General features: G+C 59.9%; 11 protein-coding genes. 5 read left to right on the plus strand and 6 right to left on the minus strand.

The features are described from left to right. Window positions 1-54 precede the first annotated feature (54 nt). Complete coding sequence (locus tag BMY54_RS05045) at window positions 55-2,652, minus strand: hypothetical protein (protein ID WP_256573810.1); 2,598 nt, start codon at window positions 2,650-2,652, stop codon at window positions 55-57. Between the two features lie 209 nt (window positions 2,653-2,861). Between BMY54_RS05045 and BMY54_RS05050 the strand changes: the two genes are divergently transcribed. From BMY54_RS05050 to BMY54_RS05065, 4 genes are all read left to right on the plus strand, one after another. Further along, the gene (locus tag BMY54_RS05050; protein ID WP_093430185.1) at window positions 2,862-5,174 is read left to right on the plus strand and encodes a YgiQ family radical SAM protein; all 2,313 of its coding nucleotides are present in this window, start codon (window positions 2,862-2,864) and stop codon (window positions 5,172-5,174) included. A gap of 424 nt (window positions 5,175-5,598) precedes the next feature. After that, window positions 5,599-8,874, plus strand: coding sequence for a transglutaminase family protein (locus BMY54_RS05055; protein WP_093430186.1), 3,276 nt, complete (start codon window positions 5,599-5,601; stop codon window positions 8,872-8,874). Between the two features lie 88 nt (window positions 8,875-8,962). Beyond that, window positions 8,963-11,449: a circularly permuted type 2 ATP-grasp protein gene (locus tag BMY54_RS05060; RefSeq protein ID WP_093430187.1), complete on the plus strand. Its 2,487-nt coding sequence runs from the start codon at window positions 8,963-8,965 to the stop codon at window positions 11,447-11,449. Then, complete coding sequence (locus BMY54_RS05065; protein ID WP_093430188.1) at window positions 11,449-12,339, plus strand: transglutaminase family protein; 891 nt, start codon at window positions 11,449-11,451, stop codon at window positions 12,337-12,339. Before BMY54_RS05060 ends, BMY54_RS05065 begins: the two co-directional genes overlap by 1 nt. 210 nt (window positions 12,340-12,549) lie before the next feature. Here BMY54_RS05065 and BMY54_RS05070 read toward each other — a convergent pair whose 3' ends face one another. Next, window positions 12,550-12,747 (minus strand): hypothetical protein, encoded by a 198-nt coding sequence (locus BMY54_RS05070; RefSeq protein ID WP_093430189.1) that lies wholly within the window; start codon window positions 12,745-12,747, stop codon window positions 12,550-12,552. Between the two features lie 68 nt (window positions 12,748-12,815). After that, window positions 12,816-13,403, minus strand: coding sequence for an LOG family protein (locus tag BMY54_RS05075; RefSeq protein WP_093430190.1), 588 nt, complete (start codon window positions 13,401-13,403; stop codon window positions 12,816-12,818). 340 nt (window positions 13,404-13,743) lie between these two features. Here BMY54_RS05075 and azu point away from each other — a divergent pair, with 340 nt between their 5' ends. Continuing rightward, window positions 13,744-14,187 (plus strand): azurin, encoded by a 444-nt coding sequence (azu, locus tag BMY54_RS05080; RefSeq protein ID WP_008078296.1) that lies wholly within the window; start codon window positions 13,744-13,746, stop codon window positions 14,185-14,187. A 198-nt stretch (window positions 14,188-14,385) separates the two neighbouring features. On the opposite strand, the gene nadE is transcribed toward azu, so the two are convergent. From nadE to BMY54_RS05095, 3 genes are all read right to left on the minus strand, one after another. Continuing rightward, window positions 14,386-15,213: an ammonia-dependent NAD(+) synthetase gene (gene nadE, locus BMY54_RS05085; protein WP_093430191.1), complete on the minus strand. Its 828-nt coding sequence runs from the start codon at window positions 15,211-15,213 to the stop codon at window positions 14,386-14,388. A 4-nt stretch (window positions 15,214-15,217) separates the two neighbouring features. Continuing rightward, on the minus strand, window positions 15,218-16,441 hold the full coding sequence (gene pncB, locus BMY54_RS05090; RefSeq protein WP_093430192.1) for a nicotinate phosphoribosyltransferase: 1,224 nt from the start codon (window positions 16,439-16,441) through the stop codon (window positions 15,218-15,220). Between the two features lie 213 nt (window positions 16,442-16,654). Further along, window positions 16,655-17,557, minus strand: a complete 903-nt coding sequence (locus BMY54_RS05095) for a LysR family transcriptional regulator (protein WP_093430193.1) — start codon at window positions 17,555-17,557, stop codon at window positions 16,655-16,657. Between the last annotated feature and the right edge of the window lie 2 nt (window positions 17,558-17,559).

A 17,559-nucleotide genomic window follows, 5' to 3' on the forward strand; every position in this document is an offset into this window, starting at 1 on the left:
AGCTGATGGCAGGGGCGGCGTCATTGCCTGATTGATCGTATGGCCCTGAGTCCTTTACTCAGGCCTGGAAGGCACGCCAGCCTCGCTGGCCAGTGCAAAAATCTTGCTCGCGGTCTTGCCATCGAAGGTCTGGCGCCAGATGGCCACGTGCGGCAAGCCAGCCTGTTCATCGCGGCGCTGAGACTCGATACCGCGTCGGCTCTGTTCGAGGGTTTTGAGGTGGCCGCCTCTTGTGGTGAAACTCAGCGGCGCGGCGTTGTGCTGGTCATAGTGGAAGTGTGCCTCCCATAACGGTGCGTCGTCGGCGCGATCAGTGATCGAATAAACGTCGAGAAACGACTTGCCCTTGCCTTTGCCCGATGGCTTGCGATCAACGGTTTTGCTCACGCTGACTTCGTCGGCATCCATCAGATAGTTCAAGCGCATGATGTCGAGCACCTCCCTGTTCTTGTACATGCGCACCAGAACACTTTGGCCATGCGCGTCCAGTGACCCGCCAGCGCTTCGCAAACGCGCAGCCAGGTCGAGGATTTCGGTGTCCGCGTCTTCATGGCTTTCCAGGCGCCTTGCCTGCTCGTTCAGTCGTTCAGTCTCTTTACTCAGGTCTTCGACAATATCGGTCGGATTGGTTTTTCTCGCCTCGTCCACCCTGGCCTTGGCAACGTGTTGTTCGACGTCGGCCAGTAACCGGTTAGCCTCGGCGACCAGCTGTGGTCTGGGTGTACTGGTGATGGGCGGGCGCACTGGCAGCCATTCACCTTGTCTTTTTTCGTAGCGGGATGGCGAATCGGGACGCAACGGGTCCTGGACCTTGACGATGATGTTGCCATCCTGGGTCGTTTCCATGTCCCCGACCATTACCCGATAAGTTCCGTGTTGACGGATCCGGAAAATTTTTCTGGGCGGCACGGGGCGTGCATTTTCGGAGGTGTCTGGTTGCGGCGGAAGGAAATCGAAATCGATATCGTGGTCAATGTTTGGCAGTTCGCGGTCGCGACCAATCGATTCCAGAATGTCGCTCAGTCTGTTTTCGATTCGCTGTTCGAGTGGGTCGATCAAGGTGAGGGCTTCCCTCAGGTACTCGGCCCTGGCAGTGTCGATATCAGTGGTCAGTAGCGCTTCAAATCGAGACTTGTCCGACCTTATCTGATCAAGGCTCAAGAGCAGTGCCATCGGCTGGTGGTGCTGCGGAATCTTGTTCAGGTCGCTGGTGACCAGATCAACCGAGGAAAGCGAGGGCATCGTGGCGTTGGGCGAATGGTCGGGCGCGCCCGCAAACAGGTGTATATAGAGCGTCAGTTTGTTGAAGTCGATACGCTCGGCCGACGGCACTTGCTGTCTGATTTTTTCAAGTATCGGTTCCGCTCCTGGATCGGCTTTTTTGATTTCTGCCAACACCACTTCCCGCTCTTGGATAAACCTCAGCTTCTTGTTCAGGTGGGGGATCATCTTCCTGCAACTGTCGGCGTCGACTTTGGCGCTCGTAGGCTTGAACCTCAGGTCCATGGTCGCCATGAGTCGATTCAGAAACTCCGCACGTTCTATCCGGAAGGTGCGCAATTCCTGTTTGAACAGCCCTTTTGCTTTTGCGCGGATCAGCCAGTTCTTGTTGAGAATAAGTGACTCCACGAAATCTGCTTGCTTGTGAACATGCTTGAGCAGATTCACCTCAAGGTTGAGCAGTTTCAGGTTTTTCTCTGCACTGCCCTCCGGCAATTTTTTGATATCAGCCCAGAGATCGTTATGAAGCGCAGTCGAGTTCTCCAACTCTGCGTGTGCTTTCTGAAAAGGCAGATACATCAGCCTCAAAGTGTCGATGCTTAACCCGGCCGCCTCTGCATCCGTGATGCCGCTCTTCAGCTCTGGCAAATGATAAACCCAGCGATTGCCCTCATCGCGCCGCACAGTCCGCGTTTCGCCGCTGCGGCTGGCGCGGTAGATATTGGCGATATCAGTTGCCACGGGATCTTTCGGGTTGACGATACGCCACGCTTTTTGTGTCGCCGTGGAGGCACTCACATCGTGCATGACCTGATAAGCGTGGTTGTGCAGGGACAGGTACAGTCGGCCCTCGTGGCGCAATAACCCGTCGCTGTCGGCCTTGGCGCGTGTGAGTTCGAGATCCGTGCGCAACGTCTGCAGGTGAGTGTCAATCAAGGTCACGGCGTCACCGTCCTTGAGCGAATGCCACAGACCACTGTCGGCGTCGCGCAGCAGTAGCGGACCACTGGCAACCCGCTCGGCCGCGAGTTGGGCGCGGTAGAGGCCGGTCTGCGGATCGACCCCGACCATCTCGATGCTGCCGTGCGCGACATCGACGTATTCGCGGCCCTTATACAGCCTCAAGCCCTCGGTATTGGCCTGGGGCAAACGGTCAGGTGCGGGGATACGGTAACTCTCCAGCGATTTTGCTCCCGTTGCGCCCGTTTTCACCGAGGCGGTTGCTGTGTGCGTGATGACGACGGGAGACGGTCTTGTTACCTCAGGGCTGGCAGTGCCGTGAGTGCCGCCCGGACGCGTTGCAGAGGGGACAGGCAGGGACGGTTCAGGCCCCGTCCGTGGCGCTCGCCCGGTATTGCCTTGCTGCTGCGCATCCGGGCTGGTTGGGGGCTTGACTTTGATGCTGCCCTTGGCGGGCTGTTTGGGTGACATTGCTTCATCCTTGAAGGGTTGCCACATCAGTCGGCGCAGGCACCGGACTGATGAACGTTAAGTTTGAACGATGATTTTTTTGCCTGTTACGGGGTATCGGGCAGGCTCGACGCGGGTTGTAAGAGAAACCGACCATTGCCGTCGGAATTGGTTATTTTTTGTGCTATATTCCGCGCCCGCGAATTTTCACTTCAACACCGGTCGTCGACATGCAAGCAGCCAAGCCGTTATTTGACTATCCAAAATATTGGGCCGAATGTTTCGGGCCAGCGCCATTCCTGCCGATGAGCAGGGAGGAGATGGATCAGCTTGGCTGGGATTCGTGCGACATCATCATTGTTACCGGTGATGCCTACGTCGATCACCCGTCGTTTGGCATGGCGATCATTGGCCGGCTGCTGGAGTCCCAGGGCTTCCGTGTCGGGATCATTGCCCAGCCGAACTGGCAGTCCAAAGACGACTTCATGAAGCTCGGCGAGCCGAACCTGTTCTTCGGGGTTGCGGCGGGCAACATGGACTCGATGATCAATCGCTACACCGCGGACAAGAAAATCCGTTCCGACGACGCCTATACGCCCGGCGGCATGGCCGGCAAGCGTCCGGACCGCGCGAGCCTGGTCTACAGCCAGCGCTGCAAAGAAGCCTACAAGCACGTGCCGATCGTGCTCGGCGGCATCGAAGCGTCCCTGCGCCGCATTGCCCACTACGACTACTGGCAGGATCGTGTGCGTAACTCGATCCTGATCGACGCCAGCGCCGATATTCTGCTGTACGGCAACGCCGAGCGCGCGATCGTCGAAGTCGCACAGCGCCTGTCCTACGGGCACAAGATCGAAGACATCACTGACGTGCGCGGCACCGCGTTCATCCGTCGCGATACGCCGAAAGACTGGTACGAAGTCGACTCGACGCGTATCGACCGTCCGGGCAAGGTCGACAAGATCATCAACCCGTACGTGAACACTCAGGACACCCAGGCCTGCGCCATCGAGCAGGAAAAAGGTCCGGTCGACGATCCGCAGGAAGCCAAGGTCGTACAGATCCTGGCCAGCCCGCGCATGACCCGTGACAAGACCGTGATTCGCCTGCCATCGGTAGAAAAGGTGCGCGGCGACGCCGTTCTGTATGCCCACGCCAACCGCGTGCTGCACCTCGAAACCAACCCGGGCAACGCCCGTGCGCTGGTGCAGAAGCACGGTGAAGTCGACGTCTGGTTCAACCCGCCGCCGATTCCGATGACCACTGAAGAAATGGACTACGTGTTCGGCATGCCTTACGCCCGTGTCCCGCACCCGGCGTACGGCAAGGAGAAGATCCCGGCCTACGACATGATCCGTTTCTCGGTGAACATCATGCGTGGCTGCTTCGGTGGCTGCACCTTCTGCTCGATCACTGAGCACGAAGGCCGGATCATTCAGAACCGTTCCGAAGAGTCGATCATTCGCGAAATCGAAGAGATCCGCGACAAGGTGCCAGGTTTCACCGGGGTCATCTCCGACCTCGGCGGCCCGACCGCGAACATGTACCGCATCGCCTGCAAGACACCGGAAATCGAATCCGCGTGCCGCAAGCCGTCCTGCGTGTTCCCGGGCATCTGCCCGAACCTGAATACCGACCACTCGTCGCTGATTCAGCTGTACCGCAGCGCTCGTGCCTTGCCGGGTGTGAAGAAGATTCTGATTGCTTCCGGCCTGCGCTACGACCTCGCGGTCGAGTCGCCGGAGTACGTCAAAGAGCTGGTGACCCACCACGTCGGTGGTTACCTGAAGATCGCCCCGGAACACACCGAGGAAGGTCCGCTCAACCAGATGATGAAACCGGGCATCGGCAGCTATGACAAGTTCAAGCGCATGTTCGAGAAGTACACCAAGGAAGCGGGCAAAGAGCAGTACCTGATTCCGTACTTCATCGCCGCTCACCCGGGCACCACCGACGAAGACATGATGAACCTGGCCCTGTGGCTCAAGGGCAACGGCTTCCGCGCCGACCAGGTGCAGGCGTTCTACCCGTCGCCGATGGCCACCGCCACCGCGATGTACCACTCGGGCAAGAACCCGCTGCGCAAGGTCACCTACAAGAGCGACGGCGTGACCATCGTCAAGAGCGAAGAGCAGCGTCGTCTGCACAAGGCGTTCTTGCGTTATCACGACCCGAAAGGCTGGCCGATGCTGCGTGAAGCGTTGATCCGCATGGGCCGCGCTGATCTGATCGGTTCGGGCAAGGATCAGTTGATCCCGACTCATCAACCGGCGACCGACAGCTACCAGAGCGCCCGTCGCAAGAACTCGACGCCAGCCGGCAGCCATAAAGTGGCGAAGGACGGTAAAGAGAAGACCACCAAGATTCTCACCCAGCACACTGGCTTGCCGCCACGTGCCAGTGATGGTGGTAACCCTTGGGACAAACGGGAGCAGGCCAAGGCGGCGGCGTTTGCCCGTAACCAGCAGGCTGCGAAAGAGCGCAAAGACGCCGCGAAAGGCAAAGGGCCGAAGCCGACCCGCAAGCCGGTCGTACCGCGCTAAACATCACTTGAGCTGAACAGAACGCCAACCTTCGGGTTGGCGTTCTGCATTTCCGGGGATGGATATTGGGTTGTCCGGGAGATCCATCCCCCTCACCCCAGCCCTCTCCCCCATGGGGGGCGAGGGGGAAGGGAGCAGATCTCCATGCTTTTCAAGATTTGAGTTCGACTCAAGACCTTCAGGTCGGTGTAGCTCGCTTAGTCAACTCGGTCAGTCCCCTCTCCCTACGGGCGGTCCGACGTTTCGGGAGGGTTAGGGTGAGGGGCTCTTCGCAACATTTACGTGCAATCAGCCCAAACCATTTCCCCGCATCGCCCGATTTTGGTGCTGTACTGCCCTAAGCATTCCGGGAAAGCGCCCAAGCCTCTGCATGGCATAAGTCTTGCGCGCTTTCGAATACGCTTAGGCTCGCAGGAGGCACGCCGTGTCGATTCATGTCGCATTGCATCACGTCACGCATTACCGCTATGACCGCGCTGTCGAACTCGGCCCGCAGATCGTACGTCTGCGCCCGGCTGCCCACAGCCGCACGCGGATTCTGTCGTATGCCCTGAAAGTTTCGCCCGAGCAGCATTTCATCAACTGGCAGCAAGACCCGCAGGGCAACTACCTCGCGCGATTGGTGTTTCCCGAGAAAACCAATGAGTTGCGCATCGAGGTCGATCTGCTCGCCGAAATGGCGGTGTTCAACCCGTTCGACTTCTTCCTCGAACCCTACGCCGAGAAAATCCCTTTCTCCTACGCCGCCGATGAGCGCAAGGAACTTGCGCCGTACCTCGAAACCCTGCCGCTGACGCCGAAATTCAAAGCCTATCTGGACGCCATCGACCGCACGCCGCTGCCGGCGGTGGACTTCCTTGTGGCGCTCAACCAGCGCTTGAGCGAAGACATCGGCTACCTGATTCGCATGGAACCGGGCGTGCAGACCCCGGAACACACCCTTGAGCACGCCTCCGGTTCCTGCCGCGATTCGGCGTGGTTGCTGGTGCAACTGCTGCGCAACCTCGGGTTGGCCGCGCGGTTTGTCTCCGGTTATCTGATTCAACTGACCGCCGACGTGAAAAGCCTCGATGGCCCGTCCGGCACTGAAGTCGATTTCACTGACCTGCACGCCTGGTGCGAGGTGTATCTGCCTGGCGCTGGCTGGATCGGCCTGGACGCTACGTCCGGGCTGTTCGCCGGCGAAGGGCATATCCCGTTGGCGTGTAGTCCCGATCCGTCCTCGGCGGCGCCGATCAGTGGCTTGGTCGAGCCGTGCGAATGTGAATTCAGCCATGAAATGTCGGTGGAGCGGATCTGGGAGGCGCCGCGCGTCACCAAGCCCTACACCGATGAGCAATGGCTGGCGATTCAGGCGCTGGGCCGGCAGATCGATGCCGATCTGCTGGCGGATGACGTGCGCCTGACCATGGGCGGCGAGCCGACCTTCGTTTCCATCGATGACCCGGATGGCGCCGAGTGGAACACCGCCGCGCTGGGGCCGGCCAAGCGGCGACTTTCCGCTGAACTGTTCCAGCGCATGCGCACGCATTACGCGCCGCAAGGTCTGGTGCATTTCGGCCAGGGCAAGTGGTATCCCGGCGAGCAACTGCCGCGCTGGTCGCTCAATTGCTATTGGCGTCGCGACGGTGTGCCGATCTGGCACAACAACGCACTGATTGCCGATGAGCAGCAGGACTACGGAGCGGATGGCGAGCTGGCCGGACGCTTCCTCGCCAGTGTCGCCGAGCGCCTGAAATTGCCTACACGTTTTGTCTTCCCGGCCTACGAAGACAATTTCTACTACCTCTGGCGCGAGGGCACGTTGCCGAGCAATGTCAGCGCCGAAGACTCACGTCTTGAGGAACCGCTGGAGCGCGCACGCCTGCGCAAGGTCTTCAGTCAGGGCCTGAACAAGGTAATCGGTCAGGTGTTGCCGCTGGCGCGCACCGCCAAAGGCGATCAATGGCAGAGCGGGCGCTGGTATCTGCGTGACGAACATTGCCGACTGGTGCCGGGGGATTCGCCGCTGGGCTATCGCCTGCCGTTGGGGGCGCAGCCGTGGGTGAAGGCCGCCGAGTATCCGTTCATTCATCCTCAGGATCCGAATCAGGACTTCCCTGAGCTGCCGGAAAACGCGCAGCTCAACAGTCATGGCGAACCTGCCGCGACTGACGAACGCGTGCCAAAAATCGACGAATCTGCCGACTGGCTGACCCGCACTGCATTCTGCGCCGAAGCCCGCGAGGGGCGTTTGTACCTGTTCATGCCGCCGCTGGAGCGGGTTGAGGATTATCTGGAACTGGTGGCCGCCATCGAAGCCACCGCCGAAGAGCTGCATTGCCCGGTGCTGCTGGAAGGCTATGAGCCGCCGAGCGATCCGCGTCTGAGCAATTTCCGCATCACCCCGGACCCGGGTGTGATCGAGGTCAATGTGCAGCCGTCGGCGACTTGGGACGAGTTGGTCGAACGCACCGAATTTCTCTATGAAGAGGCGCGCCAGACCCGCCTGACCACCGAGAAATTCATGATCGACGGTCGTCACACCGGCACCGGCGGCGGCAACCATTTCGTTCTCGGTGGGGCGACGCCGGCGGATTCACCGTTTCTGCGCCGCCCGGATCTGCTGCGCAGCCTGATCAGTTACTGGCACAACCATCCATCGTTGTCGTATCTGTTTTCCGGCTTGTTCATTGGCCCGACATCGCAGGCGCCGCGTGTCGATGAGGCGCGTAATGATGCCTTATATGAACTGGAAATCGCTTTTGCGCAGATGCCCGAGCCGGGCGAGGAATGCGCGCCGTGGCTGGTTGATCGACTGCTGCGCAACCTGCTGATCGACGTCACCGGCAACACACACCGTGCCGAGTTCTGCATCGACAAACTGTATTCACCGGACGGCGCCACCGGGCGTCTCGGCTTGCTGGAACTGCGCGCCTTTGAAATGCCGCCCCATGCGCGCATGAGCCTGGCCCAGCAGTTGTTGCTGCGGGCACTGGTCGCGCGTTTCTGGCGCGAACCTTATGCGCCGCCGAAACTGGCGCGCTGGGGCACTGAACTGCACGATCGCTTCCTGCTGCCGCACTTTATCGAACAGGATTTCGCCGATGTCATCGTCGAACTGAACAACGCCGGTTATCCGCTGCGCGCGGAATGGTTCGCAGCGCATCTGGAGTTTCGTTTTCCCAAGATCGGCGATTACGCCGTCAACGGCATCGAACTGGAGCTGCGTCAGGCGCTGGAACCGTGGCATGTCCTGGGCGAGGAGGGCGCGGCTGGCGGCACGGTGCGTTACGTCGACTCATCGCTGGAGCGTTTGCAGGTCAAGCTCAAAGGCCTGCCGCCGCAGCGCTATCTGCTGACCTGTAACGGCATCGCCGTGCCGTTGCATCCGACCGGACGGGTTGGCGAGTTTGTCGCGGGTGTGCGTTACCGCGCATGGCAGCCGGCCAACTGTCTGCAACCGACAATACCCGTGCACGCACCGCTGGTATTCGACCTGCTCGATACCTGGATGGGGCGTTCGCTGGGCGGTTGCCAGTACCACGTCGCGCATCCGGGCGGGCGTAATTACGAGACGCTGCCGGTCAATGCCAACGAAGCGGAGAGCCGGCGGATGGCGCGATTCTTCCGCGTCGGACACACGCCGGGGAAACTTCCTATACCCAACGTGGAAATCAGTGACGAGCTACCGATGACAATCGATTTGCGACGTTTCTAAGGCCTACGCGACACGCGGATTTTTCGTATATCCGCGCGTCATGTGCCTGCGTTAGTCTGACCGTTCCTTGCTGTCTGCCGAGCTTTCCATGCCTGACCTGCTAGACCGCTACCCGCTTACGGCGGGCACTTATCACGAACTGCTCGACGGCAGTGGCGCGGTGCGCCCGCACTGGCGGCGTTTGTTCGATCAGTTGCAGCGCAGCACGCCGGCGCAACTGGTGCAGCGTCAGGCACTGCTGGCGCGGCAGATTCAGGAAAACGGCGTCACTTATAACGTCTATGCCGATCCGAAAGGCGCGGATCGGCCATGGGAGCTGGATCTGTTGCCGCATGTGATTGCGGCGGATGAATGGCAGCAATTGTCGGCAGGCATCGCTCAGCGCGCGCGACTGCTCAACGCTGTGTTGGCAGATTTGTACGGGCCGCAGCGGTTGATCAGTGAAGGTTTGCTGCCGGCAGAGCTGGTCTTTGGTCACAACAACTTTCTCTGGCCGTGTCAGCATATCGCGCCGCCGGAAGAGATATTTCTGCACCTGTACGCCGTGGATCTGGCGCGCACACCGGACGGGCGCTGGTGGGTTACCGCCGATCGTACGCAAGCGCCATCGGGCGCAGGGTATGCCCTGGAAAACCGCACCATCGTGTCGCGGGCCTTTCCCGAGTTGTACCGGGATCTGAAGGTGCAGCATCTGGCGGGATTCTTCCGCACATTGCAGGAAACCCTCGCGCGACAGGCGCCCAGTGACGATGACGCACCGCTGGTGGTACTGCTCACGCCGGGGCGCTTCAATGAAAGCTACTTCGAACATTTGTATCTGGCTCGTCAGCTCGGTTACCCACTGGTCGAGGGCGGTGACCTGACGGTGCGCGACGCCACGGTCTACCTGAAAACCCTCAGTGGTTTGCGTCGGGTGCATGCGATCATGCGCCGGCTCGATGATGATTTCTGCGATCCGCTGGAGTTGCGCACGGACTCGGCACTCGGCGTTCCCGGGTTGCTTGAGGCAGTACGCCAAGGGCGAGTTCTGGTCGCCAATGCGCTGGGTAGCGGCGTGCTGGAGTCGCCGGGATTGCTGGGCTTTCTGCCGAAGATCAACCAATACCTGTTTGGCGAAGAACTGATTTTGCCGTCGATCGCGACGTGGTGGTGCGGTGAGGCGCCGGTGTTGGCCCAAGCCCTGGAAAAACTGCCCGAACTGCTGATCAAACCAGCATTTCCTTCGCAGAGCTTCGCGCCGGTCTTTGGCCGTGATCTGAGTGAAAAACAGCGTCAGGCGCTTGCCGAACGCATGCAGGCGCGTCCTTATGCCTATGTGGCGCAAGAATTGGCTCAACTGTCCCAGGCACCGATCTGGCAGGCGGAAAATGGTCAACTGCAACCACGGGCGATCGGCATGCGCATGTACGCCGTGGCGGGTGCTGACGGTTATCGCGTGCTGCCCGGTGGTCTGACCCGGGTGGCCGCCGAGGCTGATGCCGAAGTAGTGTCGATGCAGCGCGGTGGGGCGAGCAAAGACACTTGGATACTCGGTGATCGTCCGCCCAGTGGCGAGCAGTGGAAGAGTCAGCGCAGCGTTGGGGTCCATGATCTGGTACGACGCGACCCGTATCTGCCCTCACGGGTGGTGGAGAACCTGTTCTGGTTCGGCCGATACTGCGAGCGCTGTGATGACAGTGCGCGGTTGCTGCGCATCATGCTCGCGCGGTATGTCGACGGCGACGACCCGCAAGCGTTGCAGGCGGCGGTCGAACTCGGTGAACGGCTGACGCTGTTGCCGGACGAAGGCGAGTTGCCGGAGCGCTTGCTCGCTGCATTGCTCGGTGAAGACTGGTCGTTCAGCCTGCGCGCCAACCTGCAGCGTTTGCAGTGGGCGGCCTCGCAGGTGCGCGGCAAGCTCTCGCGGGAGAACTGGCAAGCGCTGGTGGAGTTGCAGCGCGAAGCGATGGAACTGGACACCGACGAGCCTGATTTCGGCGAACTGCTGGATTTCCTTAACCGGCTGGTGATGTCACTGGCGGCGCTGTCCGGATTCGCCCTCGACGACATGACCCGCGATGAAGGCTGGCGCTTTCTGATGATTGGCCGGCGCATCGAGCGACTGCAGTTTCTCAGCAGCAGCCTTGCGGCGTTTCTGCGTGGCACCGGTGCTTTCGATCAGGCAGGCCTGGAGTGGTTGCTGGAGTTGGGCAACAGCAGCATCACCTACCGCTCACGTTATCTGGCCGTGGCGCAATTGATTCCGGTGCTCGACCTGTTGCTGCTCGACGAGCAGAACCCGCACGCGGTGTTGTTTCAGTTGAAACTGGTGACCCGCACCTTGAAACGTTTGAACGATGATTTCGCGGCGCCACGGGAGGCGGGATTGCCGCAACTGGTCGAGCGTCTGGCGCGGTTTGATCTGGGATGTCTGGAGAATCCGCTGTTCGGGGAATCCAGCGTACGAGCCGCTCTGAATGGTCTGGCGGATCTGCTGCAGGACATTGCCGAGGCCAGCGGGCAGGTGTCGGATCGTCTGGCCCTGCGCCATTTCGCCCATGTCGATGATGTCAGCCAGCGCACGGTGTCCGTTTGATGAATGCTCGCTACCAGATCCTCCACGACACCTGTTACCACTACGACAGCCCGGTTTCCCTGGCGCAGCAACTGGCGCACTTGTGGCCGCGAAAATGCGATTGGCAGCGTTGCACCGAACAGCAATTGCTGATCAGTCCGGACCCGACAGCACGGCGCGATGAGCTGGATGTGTTTGGTAATCCGTTGACCCGACTGGCCTTCGAACGCCCGCATGACGAGTTGCAGGTCAATGCGCAACTCACGGTGGAAGTGCTGGCGCGGCCTGTGCTGGATTTCAATCAGTCGCCCGCCTGGGAGCTGACCCGCGATGCGCTGACCTACAGCTGCCAGCCGTTGTCCGCTGAGTTGCTCGAAGCTTGTCGCTACCGCTTCCAGTCACCGTACGTACATTTGAAGCGCAGTTTCGTCGAGTTTTCACAAAGCTGTTTTCCGCCGGGGCAGCCATTGCTTCTCGGTGTGCAGGACTTGATGCAGAAGATCTTCAGCGAATTCACCTTCGACGCCGAGGCGACCCAAGTGGCGACGCCCTTGGTGGAAGTACTGGAGCGACGACGCGGGGTCTGTCAGGACTTCGCTCACCTGATGCTGGCGTGCGTGCGCTCGCGAGGGCTGGCAGCGCGTTATATCAGCGGCTATCTGCTGACCCAGCCACCGCCGGGGCAACCACGCCTGATCGGCGCCGATGCGTCGCATGCCTGGGTGTCGGTGTTTTGTCCGGTGCTGGGCTGGGTGGATTTCGATCCGACCAACAATGTGCAGCCGGCGCTGGAGCACATCACGCTGGCGTGGGGGCGGGATTTTTCCGATGTGTCACCGTTGCGCGGGGTGATTCTGGGCGGCGGCAATCATGACCCGGAAGTGCGCGTCACCGTAATGCCCCTGGATTAACGCCGATCAAACTGTAGGAGTGAGCCTGCTCGCGATAGCGGTGTGTCAGCAGCAAATATTTACACTGATACACCGCTTTCGCGAGCAGGCTCGCTCCCACAGGGGATTTTGGTGTATTGGGGAGGGGAAGGGCTGTGAGGGCCGGCAGTGGAACTGCCAGCCCCGTCACAAATCCGCAGGGTCTGATTCGATGATCAAACCCGGTGGGGTTCAGGCGTCGGGCGCCTGATCTTTCAGTGTTTCAGTCGCTTCGGTTGCATCAACATCATCTTGCGTCGCCACTTCACCGTCAGGGTTCAGTGCCGCTTCTTCAGCGGTTTGTTTCTTGCGCTGAAGCTTTTCCTCTTTCTTCTGTTCCTTTGCCAGGTCTCGTTGACGTTTGGCGAAGGAGTAATTGGGTTTGGCCATGGGCGATCCTCTTGGGTCGAAGGTGAGGTTGAGCGGCGCATATTCTGCCTTGTATCGGTGCCTCGTGGTTAGCCGGGTTTTTGGTCGACCCATTTTGGCGTGACGGTCGGCTTCCAGTTATCCAGGGCATCGAGCAGGGTTTGCGCTGATTCGCTCACTTGCAGCATGTCACGGTGTGGCGCGCGAACGAAGCCTTCGCCGACGATATGGTCAAGAAATGCGGTGAGTTTGCTGTAGAAACCGTTCACTTCCAGCAAACCCAACGGCTTGCCGTGGTAGCCGAGCTGGCCCCAGGTCCAGACTTCGAACAGCTCTTCCAGCGTGCCGAGGCCGCCGGGCAGGGCGATGAAGGCGTCGCTCAGCTCGGCCATGCGTGCCTTGCGCGCGTGCATGCCATCGACCACTTCCAGGCGCGTCAGGCTTTTGTGGCCGATTTCCTTGTCCATCAGGCTTTGCGGGATGATCCCGATGACTTCGCCGCCGGCAGCCAGCGCCGCGTCAGCAACAATGCCCATCAAACCCACGGCGCCACCGCCGTAGACCAGGGTCAATTTACGTTCGGCCAAGGCCCGGCCAAGGGCGACGGCGGCTTCGGTGTAGGCCGGAACAGTGCCGGCGTTGGCACCGCAAAATACACAAACGGATTTCAGAGACATGCCTTCCTCCTGGGTCAATCCGTCACAGGGTAATGGCTGGCAAGCCTCGATCCAAGGCCTAAACTTCGCGTTCAGGCGATTCAAAGGTACCGCTGGCGCCACAGGCGTAGGCGGCGAGCAAACTGCACAACAGACCGTTAAAGAACATGACAGGCACTCCGTCTCAGTAGATGCGCCGATCATAGGGCGGGCCGGGAATTCTGGCCGTTAGATTGTTTCGATGAATGTCATAGCCTGAAAGTTGTATACAATTTTTGACTCAAGTCATAGGAACTTGCGAAGATTTCAGGCAGTCTTTCCATCATTCGTGTTCTTGTTAACCCTGCCTTGGAGATTCACCATGTTTTCCAAAGTTGTTGCGGTATCCCTGCTGGCGTTGGCCAGCAGCCAATTGATGGCTGCTGAGTGCAAAACCACCGTTGACTCCACCGATCAGATGTCCTTCAACACCAAGGAAATCGTGATCGACAAGAGCTGCAAGACCTTCACCGTCGAACTGACCCACTCCGGCAGCCTGCCGAAGAACGTCATGGGCCATAACCTGGTGATCAGCAAAGAAGCTGACATGCAGCCGATCGCTACCGCTGGCCTGGCCGCCGGTATCGACAAGAACTACCTGCCGGAAGGTGATGCACGCATCATCGCTCATACCAAGATCATCGGCGCCAAGGAAACCGATTCGCTGACCTTTGACGTAGCGAAGATTGCTGATGGCGGCTACGGCTTCTTCTGCTCGTTCCCTGGCCACATCTCGATGATGAAAGGCACGATTACTGTCAAGTAATCAGGACCACCGCGTCATCGTTCTTCGCGAGCAGGCTCGCTCCCACAGGTTTTAGTTGTGCACAAATGCTGTGTCCGACAGCGAACCCTGTGGGAGCGAGCTTGCTCGCGAAGGGGCCATCAGCATCAACTGATGTCTGTGCCAAAGAAAAGCCCGCTGAGGATCACTCCTCAGCGGGCTTTTTCATTCCATCAGCGCTTACGGCGCAAACGGCATCACACGCTTGTGATGGGTCTTGTTGTAGGTCGCGACGATGATGTCGAACGCTTCCTGACGCACCGGTTCGCCGTGCAGGAAGGCGTCGATCTCGGCATAGGTCACACCGTGGGAGGCTTCGTCCGGTTTCCCCGGCGACAAATCCTCAAGGTCTGCTGTCGGGACTTTTTCGACCAGCGACTCCGGGGCGCCAAAGCTGCGCGCAATCGCCCGCACCTGATTCTTCACCAAGCCACTGAGCGGTGCCAGATCACAAGCGCCGTCACCGAACTTGGTGAAGAAACCCATCACCGCTTCCGCCGCATGATCGGTACCGATCACCAGACCGTGCGCCGCGCCGGCGATGGTGTACTGCGCCACCATGCGCATCCGCGCCTTGGTATTGCCCAGTACGAAGTCCACCGACACCGCGTGCTTGCCTTCAAACGCCGCGACTTCACTGGCCAGCGACTTCACCGCCGGGCCGATATTTACGGTATGGCGCTCGTCCGGCGCGATGAAATCCACCGAGGCCTGGGCGTCGTGTTCGTCAAACTGGGTTTCGTAAGGCAGACGCACGGCGATGAATTTGTAGCTGTTGTCGCCGGTCTGGTCGCGTAGCTCGCGCATCGCCCGCTGGGCCAGCAGGCCGGCGGTCAGTGAGTCGACGCCGCCACTGATGCCCAGCACCAGCGTCTTGAGCCCGGAATTGACCAGGCAATCCTGAATAAAGGTGATGCGCCGGGCGACTTCGGCCTGCAGGGCCTTGTGGTCGGCGAACGGCGGTTGCACCTTGAGCTGTTCAGCAATCTCACGCTGTACGGCTTGCATGAATTCACTCCTTGCTAGATAGACTGGAATCGGCAGGAACCTGGAAAACGTGCCGCAAATAGGCGACAAAATTCGGGTCTTTACAGTGGGTCTTGCCTGGCTCGTCGGAGATCTTCGCCACCGGTTGGCCGTTGCAGGCGGTCATTTTAAGCACGATGCTCATCGGTTCGACACCCGGAATGTCACAGGTGAGGTTGGTACCGATGCCGAAGCTGACGTTGATCCGCCCGTGCAGCGCACGGAAGATCTCCAGCGACTTGGGCAGGGTCAGGCTGTCGGAGAACACCAGGGTCTTGCTCATCGGATCGATGCCGAGTTTGTGATAGTGCGCGATGCATTTTTCGCCCCACGCCACAGGATCGCCGGAGTCATGGCGCAGGCCGTCAAACAGTTTGGCGAAGAACAGGTCGAAGTCGCCGAGGAACGCATCGGTGGTGATGCAATCGGTGAGCGCGATCCCGAGCAGGCCACGGTATTCGCGAACCCAGCAATCAAGCGCGGCGATCTGGCTGTCGATCAGCCGTGGACCGAGTTGCTGGTGCGCCATGATCCACTCGTGGGCCATGGTGCCCAGCGGTTTCATGTCCAGCTCGCGGGACAGGTGCACGTTGCTGGTGCCGACGAAACGCCCGGGGAAGTCGTGTTTGAGTACATTCACCACTTCAGCCTGTACGCCATACGAAAAGCGGCGGCGGGTGCCGAAATCGGCGACCTGCAGTTGCGACAACTCGTCGGCCGAGGCGTTGGCGGTCAGCCAGTCGAACTTGCGATAGAGCTGTTCGCGCGCTTGTTCCAGCACGGTTTCGCGGTAGCGATAGCGGTTGCGCACTTCGCTGACGATCGCCAGCAGCGGCACTTCGTAGAGAATCACATGCAGCCACGGCCCGCGCAGACGGATGAACAATTCGCCGTTCTCGATGCCGGTGTGCAGATAGCGCAGGTTAAAGCGGAACAGCCCGAGAAAGCGCAGGAAGTCCGGCTTGAGGAAACTGATACGCTCGAGAAAGCTCAGTTGATCGGCGCTCAGGCTCAGTTCGGCCAGACGCTCGATCTGAAAACGGATCTCGGCCAGATACGGGCGCAGATCTTCGCTATTACGGCAACGAAACTCCCATTCGACTTCAACGTTGGGATAGTTGTGCAGCACCGCCTGCATCATCGTCAGCTTGTAGAAGTCGGTGTCGAGCAGGTTCTGCACGATGCGATCGGCAAACACGCTCTCGCTCATAACGGGGTCTCCAGGTGCGCCGCGCCCGTGCGCGGTCTCAATCGATGGCGCTAGTGGCGCATATCAGGGACGAAGATTGCCAGCAATTTTTTAGATCACCGCAGAACCCTTGTCGGAGCGAGCCTGCTCGCGAAGGCGTCATTTCAGTCGAAATGGGTATTGAATGTGCCGGCCTCTTCGCGAGCAGGCTCGCTCCCACATTTTTCAATCGGGTCAGTCATTCGGGCTATCGATCTGCTCCAGCATCCACTTCACGAAATCCCGTACCTTCGGCACTTCCGCCGCATGCTCCGGGTATGCCAGGTAATAGGCATCGGTGCTGGGCATGGCATGCTCAAAAGGAATGACCAGTTTGCCGTCGGCCAATTCCTCTTCCACCAGAAATCGCGGCAACAACGCCACACCGCAACCAACCTGCGCGGCACGGATGCACATATAAAAGGTTTCAAAGCGCGGCCCGTGATAGCTGTGTTCGGTCTGGTAACCCTGACTGTCGAACCAGTCGTGCCAGGCCTGCGGGCGCGAGGCATTTTGCAGCAGGACCAGATCGGTGAGTTGCGTCGGATCAGTGAATGGCGTGTCGGGCAGGCTGCCCGGCGCGCAGACTGGCACCAGCTCTTCGCCGAACAACTTCAGGCATTCAGTGCCGGGCCGTGAGCCCTGACCGAAGTAGAACGCCAGATCGCTGCGCCCTTGCAGCAGATCATCCGCTTCCTGCTCGTTGCACAAGTCCAGATGAATCGACGGATGGCGTAGCCGCCAGCCTTTCAGGCGTGGCACCAGCCAGCGCGCACCGAAGGTCGAGGGCGTCGAGACGCGCAGGACTTCGGTCTCGCCGCCGTAGGAACGCAGGTAATGCGTCGACATCTCCACTTGTGTGAGGATTTTTCGTACTTCAACCAGGTACAAATCCCCGGCCGGGGTCATCTGCAAGCGCCGACGCACGCGGCGGAACAATAAATGCTGCAACAGCTCTTCAAGCTGCGCGACCTGTTTGCTCACCGCACTCTGGGTCAGATTCAGTTCCTCGGCGGCGCGAGTGAAACTGAGGTGCCGGGTCACGGCCTCGAAACACTGCAGGGCGGTGATCGAGGGCAAGTGGCGTTTGTTCAGCATGG

Source organism: Pseudomonas sp. ok266, assembly GCF_900110195.1.
GTDB classification, from domain to species: domain Bacteria; phylum Pseudomonadota; class Gammaproteobacteria; order Pseudomonadales; family Pseudomonadaceae; genus Aquipseudomonas; species Aquipseudomonas neuropathica.